Raw genomic sequence first — 11,143 nt, 5'->3', positions numbered from 1 at the left:
GCGACCGCAAACAGAATATAGGCCACAACTAAACCCAGCGTTTGCCCCAGCGCTTGCTCACGAAACGAGTGGGCGTTTTGCGTAAAGTCGGATGCGCTCACCGCCGGTGCCGCCCAGACCGCAACTACCGCGTTTATCACCACCAGGAACAGGAAGCCACTGTTTTCTGCTTTCTGAATACCGCTCGGAATGTAGTCAAAGATTGGACCGAGCCCGACCAGCGAAATCGCCCAAATCGCCATACCGCCGAAAACGATATAGATGCACGGGTTAAGAATGGCTGTGAATTTATTTAAAACTTTGCCACCGCCAAAACCTATACCAACGTTGACCAGCCAGAAGAGTAAGAAAGTAATTAAGCCCGGTAGAGAAAGCCCTAACAGCGTGAAATCACCACCGAGAGTTAAAAATCCCGGCCAGATTTTGCCAATCAGAATCAAGCAGGCCAGTGACCCCGCGTAACATTGCAGGCAAAACCACATAATGGCAGCAATACCGCCTCTTAATAATCCGGGAAACAGTGCGCCACGTACGCCGTAAGAAGCACACAGGATCATGGCAAACGGTACGCCGTATTTACTGCCCGCAGCGCCGTTTAATACCATTACCGCGGCAATGAAAAAGGCGCTGAGGATAATTGCCAGCATAATACTAAAGGTAGACAAGCCGAGAATAAAAAAGCCGCCGACCATCACATAATTGGGAACGTTATGAACCGAACCCATCCATAAGGTAAAATAGTTAAATGTTTTCCAGGTCTGCTGGCTTTGCGTTTTCGGCAATAGATCTTCGCTATAGCCGCGTTGCTGGAATAGTTTTCTCTGATGTTCCATAAATCCCTCTTAATTTCACGTGTCGAATAACGTTGTTTTAATCTAGCTATGAGGAACAAATAAAAATATTATTATTAATACTGAAGCAACATCTTTGGCTGCTTTCTTTTTTAATATTGCTGGCCGATTCATTTTCTGATATCGGCCATTTTTATTGCGGGTATCAGGCCAGTTTATGGTTAGCCATTAATTCCAGCGCCTGCACTAACGCAGAGTAATCCAACTGGCTGCCACCGTTTGCCGAACAGGTATTAAATAACTCCTGGCAGGTCGCAGTGTTTGGCAGGTTCAGCGCAAGTGCTTTCGCACTTTGCAGTGCCAGGTTGAGATCTTTCTGGTGCAGAGCGATTTTGAAGCCCGGATTAAAGGTGCGTTTAATCATGCGCTCACCGTGAACTTCCAGAATACGTGAGGAAGCAAAGCCGCCCATCAGCGCCTGGCGCACACGTACCGGGTCCGCACCGGCTTTTGAAGCAAATAGCAGGGCTTCAGAAACCGCTTCAATATTGAGCGCCACAATAATCTGATTTGCCACTTTGCAGGTTTGACCATCGCCGTTACCGCCCACGAGGGTGATATTTTTACCGAGCAGTTCAAACAGCGGTTTAACACGTTCAAATACCGCTTCATCACCGCCAACCATAATCGACAACGTCCCTTCACGCGCACCGATTTCACCGCCGGAGACTGGCGCATCGAGATAATCGCCGCCCAGTTCATTCACCTGACGAGCGAAACGCTTAGTTTCAATCGGGGAAATGGAGCTCATATCAACAATGGTTTTGCCCTTCAGCGAGGCTTTGGTACAACCATTTTCACCGAACAGAACTTCTTCAACCTGAGGTGTGTCCAGCACCATAATAAAAATGATGTCCGATGCTTCCGTTACCTGGCGAGCAGTTTCAACACTGACGGCACCCAGTGACAGTAATTCATCAGCAACCGGTCCAATGGTCGTGACATGTAATTGATGACCGGCACGCGCCAGATTAATGGCCATCGGTGTACCCATAATGCCTAAGCCAATAAATCCCAGTTTCATAATTAACCTCTTTTAAATTTCGCTTTTCCTGAATTCAGACAACACGATCCCCTGCCAACTCAGCGGCCTAAAAAAGCATTGTCTGAATAGCGTTACGTTTTAACGGTACGGATCCATCCAGCGTAAACCAGCTTCCGTGGTGGTTTGGGGTTTATATTCACACCCAACCCAACCGTTGTAGTCAGAGTTTTCAATTACCGTAAAGAGATATTCGTAATTAATTTCTCCGGTTCCCGGTTCGCCGCGATGCGGATTATCAGCAATTTGCAGGTGACCAATTTTATCGGCCCACTGAGTCATGGTGTTGGTTAATTCACCTTCCATCCGCTGCATGTGATAAATGTCATACTGAATTTTCAAATTGCAGCAACCAACATCATCAATCAATTTCAGCGCCTGCCGAGTTCCGGTGAGATGGAAACCAGGAATATCAAAATGGTTAATAGGTTCAATCAGTAATAAAATATCTTCTTTCATCAGCATATTCGCGGCATAACGCAGGTTTTCTACAAGCGTTGCGTGAATCTGTTCACTGCTGAAACTAGCCGGCGTTTTACCGACCAGACAGTTAATTTTTTTATTACCCAGCGCACGGGCATAACGAATCGCTGCTGCTACGCCATCCCGAAACTCTTCTTCACGGCTAGGAATACAGGCAATACCGCGCTCGCCCGCCGCCCAGTCACCTGCCGGTAAATTGTGCAGCGTATGTTCGAGTTTATTACTCGCCAGTACCTGTTTTAATTCTTCAATGTCGTAGTCATAAGGAAACATAAATTCAACGCCGCGAAAACCACACTGCGCAGCTTTCTCAAAACGGGCGAGAAAATCATATTCACCAAATAACATCGATAAATTAGCAGAGAAACGTAACATCATTTATCTCCCTTATTCATAGTGCATGAAGCAGGTTTCAGTCGGTGCATCCGCTGCGTTATCGGCGATATCTTCAAATTCCATGACGTTATCCAGTTCGCTGCCCATCGAAATATTGGTCACACGCTCGAGAATAACTTCCACGACTACCGGTACCCGATATTGCGCCATTAAGGCTTTCGCCTGTTCAAAGGCTGGCGCAATATCTTCCGGTTTGAAGACCCGAATAGCTTTACAACCTAAACCTTCCGCTACTTTTACGTGGTCAACACCGTAGCCATTCACTTCACTGGAGTTGATATTCTCGAAAGCGAGTTGCACGCAGTAGTCCATGTCAAAAGCGCGTTGTGACTGACGAATCAGGCCGAGATAGGCGTTATTCACCAGCACATGGATGTACGGAATGTTGAACTGCGCGCCAACGGCTAACTCTTCAATCAGGAACTGGAAGTCAAAGTCGCCAGAAATCGCCACCACATTGCGTTTCGGATCAGCGGCACAAACCCCCAGCGCCGCCGGAATCGTCCAGCCTAACGGACCAGCCTGACCACAGTTGATCCAGTGGCGTTCTTTAAAGACATGCAGCATTTGTGCCGCAGCGATTTGTGACAGACCAATAGTGGTGACATAACAAACATCGCGACCAAAGGCTTTGTTCATCTCTTCATACACGCGCTGCGGTTTCACCGGCACGTTGTCGAAGTGGGTTTTGCGCAGCAAAGTGCGTTTACGCTGCTGGCAGTCGGCGACCCATTCTTTACGACACGGCAGACGACCCGCTTTTTGCATCTCCTGCGCCACTTCAACCAGCAGTGTCAGCGCCGCTTTAGCATCAGAGACAATGCGAGATCCGGACACAGCACGCGACCAATTTGCGTCGGCTCAATATCAATATGAACGATTTTGCGCCCTTCGGTGTATTTCTCTACCGAACCGGTATGACGGTTAGCAAAACGGTTACCGATACCAAACACCATGTCGGACGCCAGCAACGTTGCGTTACCGTAACGATGCGCGGTTTGCAGACCGACCATCCCGGCCATCAGTTCATGATCGTCCGGGATACAGCCCCAGCCCATCAGCGTTGGGATCACCGGAACGCTGGTCAGTTCAGCAAACTGTTGTAACAGTGCAGCTGCGTCAGCATTGATTACCCCGCCCCCGGCAACAATCACCGGACGTTCGGCCTGGATTAACATTTCTACAGCTTTTTCGATCTGCATACGGCTGGCAGCAGGTTTGTAGACCGGCAGCGGTTCGTACATGTCAGGATCAAACTCGATTTCCGCAACCTGAACGTCGAACGGTAAATCCACCAGTACCGGACCCGGACGACCAGAACGCATCAGGTGAAATGCCTGTTGCAGCACGCGAGGCACCAGCGCCGCTTCACGAACTGTAACCGCCATTTTGCTGACCGGTTTAGCAATTGCTTCAATATCTACGGCCTGAAAATCTTCTTTATGCAGACGGGCGCGCGGTGCCTGGCCGGTAATGCACAGAATAGGAATGGAATCAGCAGAAGCGGAATAGAGCGCGGTGATCATGTCCGTGCCCGCAGGACCGGAAGTCCCCAGACATACGCCGATATTCCCTGCCGTTGCGCGGGTATAACCTTCCGCCATGTGCGAAACACCTTCCACATGACGCGCCAGAATGTGACGAATACCGCCGTGCTTACGCATCGCTGAGTAGAACGGATTAATTGCAGCTCCCGGAACGCCGAAGGCGGTGGTGATACCTTCTTTCTCCAGCACATACATTGCCGCGTCAACGGCTCTCATTTTTGCCATTTTATTCCTACCTCTATTAATTGGGAAAATTTTCCAACTTTTAAATTTTGTCAAAAAAACCCGCTCCGCAGAGCGGGATGCGACAGACACTATGGATGTGCTTTCAGTCCCAACGCCGTGCTGATATCGCGGGCGGTGTCTCTGACCAGCTCACCCTGACTGACAAAACGATCTTCTGTCAGTCTTGATGAAGGCCCGGAGATGGAGATAGCGGCAACAACGCTACCGACATCATCGTAAATTGCTGAAGCTATGCAATTCAGACCTACAACATGCTCTTCTTTATCTACGGTATAGCCCAGTTCACGCGCTTGTTCCAGGTCCTTCAGCAAGGTGGGCATATCCACAAGCGTAGTTGGCGTAAACTGCTGCAAACCGGTTTGCAGAATGATGCTCATCAACTCCTCTTCCGCCAGCGGATAAAGCAGCGCTTTGCCCGCACCGGAAGCATGCAGCGGCAGACGACTGCCCAGTGGCGCACACATCCTGACCATCGATTTACACTCTAACTGACCAATTAATACCGCTTCATTGCCGTTACGGATCGCGACATTGACTGTTTCGCCGGAAAGTAACATCAGGCGGCGCATAAACGGCCCGGCGACGGAGAGGACATCGCGGTTATGGATGTACGCCGCACCGACGTTAAAGACACCTAATCCTATATGCCACCAGCCTAATTGACTGTCCTGATAGACAAAATCCGCTGCTTGTAAAACCTTCAGCAAGCGAAAGGTCGTGGAGAGCGGCAAATCCAGATTGAGAGAAATATCGCTAACCGACGAACTTCCCCCACTTTTTTCCAGATATTGCAGAATCGCAATTCCCCGCTCTAACGCCTGTGCGCCCTTCTGTGCCACAGGCTCCGCCTGTCCTGGCCTGCCGCGCCGTCTAACTTCCGTCATACCTACGTTAACTCCGACCTACAAGTGAGCATAAACAATGAACAATTAGTTTATCTTATGCAAGTCGGTTGCAGGCGTCACGCAAAACAGAGTTCCTGTTCAGGAATACTTTCAACATCACAGTTGTCACTGCCGCCGCGATCGATGGTCAGAAAATCGGTGACGCGCTGCCAGGCGAAAAGTGGGTGATGCCAGACGTTACGATGGTAATTCACCCCCTGTTCACCGTTGGTGATAAACGCCCGCAGCGTTGACAGGTCTGGTTTGTCGTCGCCTAACGCCACGACCACCACAAACACTTCACCTTTCATTGGGATAAAGGCCTGAGTGCCCAGCGGATGACGTTCGAGTTCGTGAATGGTCAGCGGCAGATTCGCCGGTTGCGCGCGGTTAATGCTGATAAGCGTACGGTCTTGCTCAAGAATCTCAACCAGCGCCAAATCGTGGTAACGCTCCACCAGGCCATTGTTAATATGGAAAAAATCCCGTTGCTGCGTTTCGATTACGTCGCCATAAGCACTAAAGGCTTCCTGACTTAACGGTAATACCTGAAGTTTCATCTTTTTGTCCTTGTAACATAATTCCGTTCAACCACCGCCGACCGGTCAGCTTGGTTTCAATAACAGGCAATCTAAAACCTTAAGAGAACAACATCAATACAAAAGTTGGAATGTTTTTCCAAAACTAGATTTAGTCCACAAATTGAACAGGGTTATCATGTAAAAATACTGATAAATCAGAGGATAAGAAAATCACGCAACTTGCGGATTTAAAAGGGGATACCTGAAGATGTTCGATCCAGAAACCTTGCGGACTTTCATTGCGGTCGCTGAAACAGGAAGTTTTTCAAAAGCGGCAGAACGATTATGTAAAACCACGGCGACGATCAGTTATCGCATTAAACTTCTGGAAGAGAATACCGGAGTAGCGCTGTTTTTCCGTACGACTCGTAGCGTAACGTTGACAGCGGCTGGCGAGCATCTACTTTCCCAGGCCAGAGACTGGCTGAGCTGGCTGGAAAGTATGCCCAGCGAGCTGCAACAGGTGAATGATGGCGTGGAACGCCAGGTGAATATTGTCATCAACAACCTGCTCTATAACCCCCAGGCCGTCGCCCAGTTGCTGGCGTGGCTGAATGAGCGTTACCCCTTTACCCAGTTTCACATCTCCCGACAAATCTATATGGGCGTCTGGGACTCGCTATTGTACGAAGGTTTTTCGCTGGCTATCGGGGTCACGGGAACTGAGGCGCTGGCAAATACCTTTAGTCTTGATCCCTTAGGATCGGTGCAATGGCGATTTGTCATGGCGGCGGATCATCCGCTGGCGAACGTTGAAGAGCCGCTAACAGAAGCGCAGTTGCGTCGCTTTCCGGCGGTCAATATTGAAGACAGCGCCCGCACCTTAACCAAACGCGTCGCCTGGCGATTGCCGGGGCAAAAAGAGATTATTGTTCCCGATATGGAAACGAAAATCGCCGCCCATCTGGCGGGTGTTGGCATTGGTTTTTTGCCAAAATCACTTTGCCAGTCAATGATCGATAATCAACAACTGGTCAGCCGGGTAATCCCAACGATGCGCCCTCCTTCGCCATTGAGTCTGGCATGGCGCAAATTTGGCAGCGGCAAAGCGGTAGAAGATATTGTGACCTTGTTTACCCAACACAGGCCGGAAATCAGCGGATTTTTAGAAATTTTCGGCAACCCACGCAGTTAAAAATCAAGTTTCCTTGCGCGTTGGCGCGTAAAATAGCGCGCAAGCTGATTTGAGGTTCACTTTTAACTATGCAAGAGAGACACACGGAACAGGACTATCGTGCCCTGCTGATTGCTGATACGCCCATTATTGATGTTCGCGCCCCTATCGAGTTTGAGCAAGGCGCAATGCCCGCCGCTATCAATCTGCCGTTAATGAATAACGATGAACGCGCCGCCGTTGGCACCTGCTATAAACAGCAAGGCTCAGACGCAGCGCTGGCGCTGGGGCATAAACTGGTGGCGGGTGAAATTCGTCAGCAGCGTATGTACGCCTGGCGGGCAGCGTGCCTGCAAAATCCGCAAGGTATTCTCTGCTGCGCCCGTGGCGGTCAACGTTCACATATTGTGCAACGCTGGCTGCATGAAGCGGGGATTGATTATCCGCTGGTGGAAGGCGGTTATAAGGCACTGCGCCAGACCGCGATTCAGGCGACCATTGAACTGGCACAAAAACCGATAGTGCTGATTGGCGGTTGTACCGGCAGCGGTAAAACGCTATTAGTGCAACAACAGCCAAACGGTGTTGATCTGGAAGGGCTGGCGCGTCATCGCGGTTCGGCGTTTGGTCGCACGTTACAACCACAACTTAGCCAGGCGAGTTTTGAAAACCTGCTGGCTGCCGAAATGCTAAAAACCGACGCCCGTCAGGATTTGCGCCTGTGGGTGCTGGAAGATGAAAGCCGGATGATCGGTTCGAATCACCTACCGGAATGTCTGCGCGAGCGAATGACTCAGGCGGCGATTGCGGTGGTAGAAGATCCGTTTGAGATCCGTCTTGAACGCCTGAATGAAGAGTATTTCTTGCGTATGCATCATGATTTTACCCACGCTTATGGCGACGAACAGGGCTGGCAGGAATATTGCGAATACCTGCATCACGGACTTTCGGCGATTAAGCGTCGGCTGGGGTTACAGCGCTATAACGAACTCGCTGCCCAGCTGGATACGGCGCTGACAACGCAACTCACCACCGGCAGCACCGACGGTCATCTGGCCTGGCTGGTGCCGTTACTTAAAGAATATTACGACCCAATGTATCGCTATCAGCTTGAGAAAAAAGCGGAAAAAGTTGTCTTTCGCGGTGAGTGGGCGGAAGTGGCGGTATGGGTTAAGGCGCAGTGATGGGCGGTATTCTGAAACGGCGATTGTCGTGAGAACAAAATGGTTGCACCAGAATACAGATATAAAAAACCGACATGACAGTCGGTTTTTTTATTTTTTCTGCCCAAGACTTGGTGGTTCCGGGCAGAAATTAAACAGTCCTCATCTAGCAAGTGAATTATAAGTCAGGATGCCTACATATTCAAACAGCTATGTTGGCGATACAATCCCGACGCTAGTAGTGATACTGCCTCAAGGGATTACCGCAGTGCGGAAAAGTACTTTTAAGTCCTGGTCAGGATACAGGTGGTGCTGATTCTGGTGCTCTAATTTGGAGAGAGGCAGTCCTCATCTAGCACATGAAGAAAATCATAGTTACAGGCAACGTAAGGGTAAGCTGTGATTGTCTTTCTCCCTTAAGGGAGCAACGGATGAAAACTTTTCTCGATAAAGTTCTCATCGTTCTTAAGGCGCTAATCGCGCTGCTGGAACTGATCCGTCAGTTTATTGAATAACTGAGGAAACGTAGCTAAGGCCGAAGGTTTACCTCCTTCGGCCTTTAAAAAAACCGACATGACAGTTGGTTTCATATTTATTGCCAAAATGCACACTGTTCATGCCAGATGCGGCGTAAACGCCTTATCCGGCCTACACAATCTTGCAAAATCAATATATTGCACGCTCTTCGTAGGCCTGATAAGCGTAGCGCATCAGGCAATCTAACACCTGTCATCACCCCACAAACTGCCTGAACAGCGCCTTACCCTTAACCAGTCGCGCACCCAGCCAGCCGCCGAAAAGCGACAGCAGCAGCGCACCGCTGCACGGCAGAACAATCCACAATCGCCAGTCTGGCTCCCACGGGAAATCAAACACTTTCGCCTGCAACACTGCCAGTGCCGTTTCCGCACCAATTGCGGCCACCAGGCCGGAAACAAACCCAAGCATGGCGAACTCACACCACAATGTCGTGCGCAGCAGTTTTTTCCCCGCACCGAGTGTGCGCCATACCACCAGCTCCTGATGACGCTGGCGCATTCCCACCTGCACCTGTGCCAGCAACAGCAACATACCGCAGGCGGTGACCAGCACCACCATCACCTCCAGCGCCCGACTTACCTGCTCCAGCACCTGACCGACCTGTTTTAAAATCGCGCCAATGTCTAACAGGCTAATGGTCGGGAACTGGCGGTTGAGTTGCGTCAACATGCCGTTGCCATTCTCCCAGCGGAAACTGGTAAGCCAGCTCTGCAGTTGCCCGTCTAATGCCCCTTCAGGGAAAATAAAATAGAAATTAGGCCGCAGACTTTCCCAGTCCACTTTGCGCAGGCTGGTCACTTTAGCGCGGAACTCCTGGGTATCGCCCATAAAAGTCACGGTATCACCGAGGGCAACGTTTAAGCGTTTCGCCAGCCCCTCTTCCATCGACACTTCATCGGCTTTTGGCGGCCAGTTACCGGCGACAATCGGATTATGATCGGGCCGCGTATTTTGCCAGGTAAGATTGAGTTCGCGATTAAGCACCTCATCTTCATTACCTTCTGTCGGCTTATCGTTAATCGCCGTCAGCCGCGCCCGCACTACCGGATAAAATGATTCCGGGACTATATGATGTTCCGCGAGGAACGCTTTTAGCGGTGCTACCTGTTCTGTGGCGATGTTAATTAAAAAGTAGTTCGGGCTTTCTGGCGGTAGCTGCTGCTGCCAGCGGTCGAGCAGATCGCCACGCAGCACCAGCAGCAGTGCCAGCAGCATAAAGGAGAGCGAAAATGCCGAAAGCTGGCTTAACGTTGACCACGGCTGACGTAACAGGCGGCTAACCGCCAGGCGCAGAGGCAGCGATTTCAGCGTCATGCGGCGAAGTACATTCAGCAGCATCCAGCCCAGCACACCGCACAGCAAAGCCAGTACTACCGCGCCCGCCAGCACCGCCCAAAGCAGCATGCTGCCACCCATTAATCCGGCGAGCAGCAGCACAACCACCACACTGACAATCGGCAGATAAAACTTCAGCGGCCAGACGTTCGCGACCACATCATTACGTAATACGCGTAAAGGCTGCGTTGCCAGCAACAAGCGGTATGGTCGTAGCCCCACCAGCAGCGAGATGACCGTCATGGTGCCAAGCGCCCACAGCCACGGCCAGAGGCTGGCTGGCGGTAGTGCAGCAGGCAGAACGGGCTTGAGCAGCACCATCAACACGTTTTCGAACAACAGGCCTATGGCCCCACCGGTAACGGCTGAAAGCGTCAGCACCATCAACCACTGACCGACGATTAGCTTACGCAGTTGCGCTCGCCCTGCCCCCAGCGTTTTGAGGATCGCCACCAGATCGTAGCGACTGCGACAGTAATGATTCATCGCTACCGCCACCGCTGCCACTGCCAGCAGCAAGGTCAGAAGCGCCGAAAGCAGCAGGAACTGTTGCGAGCGTTCCATCGATCGCCCCAGCGCGCCTTCGTCCTGTTCCAGACCGTACCAGCGTTGTTCGGGTTTAAGCTGAGGTAACAACCATTTATCATAGCCGTCGAGCTGGTTCTCGTTGCCGCCGAATTTATAACGCCAGGTGACCCGACTCCCCGGCTGCACGGCTCCGGTTTTATCGACATCCGCCAGATTCATCATCAGACGCGGAGCCATCTGGAAGGGGTTAAAACCGGAATCCGGTTCCTGAATCACTTCTCCGGCAATCCGCAAGGTGGCATCGCCCACGTCAATGGTGTCGCCCGTTTTCAGGTTAAGCAGTGCCATCAGGCGTGGGGCCAGCAATACGCTGCCCGCCTGCGGTTTCAGGCCAGGGGGATTAGTTTGCAGATCGCCATACATCGGGTAGATA

Annotated in this window: 9 protein-coding genes and 1 pseudogene; 3 read left to right on the top strand and 7 right to left on the bottom strand. The window is 51.1% G+C overall.

The annotated features are described in order from the left end of the window. The 6 genes and pseudogenes from ACUU1M_RS15810 to allA form a co-directional block, all read right to left on the bottom strand. The coding region (locus ACUU1M_RS15810; RefSeq protein WP_449144689.1) for a cytosine permease at positions 1 to 833 on the bottom strand (833 nt) is incomplete at its 3' end. A gap of 163 nt (positions 834 to 996) precedes the next feature. Continuing rightward, positions 997 to 1,875 carry a 2-hydroxy-3-oxopropionate reductase gene (gene glxR, locus ACUU1M_RS15805; protein ID WP_000765835.1) on the bottom strand — a complete coding sequence of 293 codons (879 nt, stop codon included), beginning with the start codon at positions 1,873 to 1,875 and terminating at the stop codon, positions 997 to 999. A gap of 99 nt (positions 1,876 to 1,974) precedes the next feature. Continuing rightward, positions 1,975 to 2,751, bottom strand: coding sequence for a hydroxypyruvate isomerase (gene hyi, locus ACUU1M_RS15800; RefSeq protein WP_134799740.1), 777 nt, complete (start codon positions 2,749 to 2,751; stop codon positions 1,975 to 1,977). 12 nt (positions 2,752 to 2,763) lie between these two features. Further along, a pseudogene (gcl, locus tag ACUU1M_RS15795) lies at positions 2,764 to 4,544 on the bottom strand (glyoxylate carboligase). A gap of 89 nt (positions 4,545 to 4,633) precedes the next feature. Continuing rightward, positions 4,634 to 5,449 carry an HTH-type transcriptional repressor AllR gene (gene allR / locus ACUU1M_RS15790; RefSeq protein WP_000141275.1) on the bottom strand — a complete coding sequence of 272 codons (816 nt, stop codon included), beginning with the start codon at positions 5,447 to 5,449 and terminating at the stop codon, positions 4,634 to 4,636. Positions 5,450 to 5,526: 77 nt separating this feature from the next. After that, positions 5,527 to 6,009, bottom strand: coding sequence for an ureidoglycolate lyase (allA, locus tag ACUU1M_RS15785; protein WP_000776388.1), 483 nt, complete (start codon positions 6,007 to 6,009; stop codon positions 5,527 to 5,529). 229 nt (positions 6,010 to 6,238) lie between these two features. Here allA and allS point away from each other — a divergent pair, with 229 nt between their 5' ends. The 3 genes from allS (at position 6,239) to dinQ (ending at position 8,822) form a co-directional block, all read left to right on the top strand. Next, complete coding sequence (gene allS / locus ACUU1M_RS15780) at positions 6,239 to 7,165, top strand: HTH-type transcriptional activator AllS (protein WP_000460142.1); 927 nt, start codon at positions 6,239 to 6,241, stop codon at positions 7,163 to 7,165. A gap of 68 nt (positions 7,166 to 7,233) precedes the next feature. After that, the gene (mnmH, locus tag ACUU1M_RS15775; protein ID WP_001158007.1) at positions 7,234 to 8,328 is read left to right on the top strand and encodes a tRNA 2-selenouridine(34) synthase MnmH; all 1,095 of its coding nucleotides are present in this window, start codon (positions 7,234 to 7,236) and stop codon (positions 8,326 to 8,328) included. A 338-nt stretch (positions 8,329 to 8,666) separates the two neighbouring features. Next, positions 8,667 to 8,822 (top strand): damage-inducible type I toxin DinQ, encoded by a 156-nt coding sequence (dinQ, locus tag ACUU1M_RS15770; RefSeq protein WP_001308457.1) that lies wholly within the window; start codon positions 8,667 to 8,669, stop codon positions 8,820 to 8,822. Positions 8,823 to 9,039: 217 nt separating this feature from the next. Here dinQ and ybbP read toward each other — a convergent pair. Further along, positions 9,040 to 11,143: putative ABC transporter permease subunit YbbP (gene ybbP / locus ACUU1M_RS15765; RefSeq protein WP_449144688.1), on the bottom strand; the 2,104-nt coding region annotated here is incomplete at its 5' end.

This window comes from Shigella sp. SIG6, assembly GCF_053555815.1.
This window is presented reverse-complemented; position numbering and strand designations above follow the sequence as displayed.

Excerpts from the sequence above, each read along its gene's own strand:
- glxR (WP_000765835.1), bottom strand. The coding sequence starts at position 1,875 with ATGAAACTGGGATTTATTGGCTTAGGCATTATGGGTACACCGATGGCC.
- hyi (WP_134799740.1), bottom strand. The coding sequence starts at position 2,751 with ATGTTACGTTTCTCTGCTAATTTATCGATGTTATTTGGTGAATATGAT.
- allR (WP_000141275.1), bottom strand. The coding sequence starts at position 5,449 with ATGACGGAAGTTAGACGGCGCGGCAGGCCAGGACAGGCGGAGCCTGTG.
- allA (WP_000776388.1), bottom strand. The coding sequence starts at position 6,009 with ATGAAACTTCAGGTATTACCGTTAAGTCAGGAAGCCTTTAGTGCTTAT.
- allS (WP_000460142.1), top strand. The coding sequence starts at position 6,239 with ATGTTCGATCCAGAAACCTTGCGGACTTTCATTGCGGTCGCTGAAACA.
- mnmH (WP_001158007.1), top strand. The coding sequence starts at position 7,234 with ATGCAAGAGAGACACACGGAACAGGACTATCGTGCCCTGCTGATTGCT.
- dinQ (WP_001308457.1), top strand. The coding sequence starts at position 8,667 with ATGAAGAAAATCATAGTTACAGGCAACGTAAGGGTAAGCTGTGATTGT.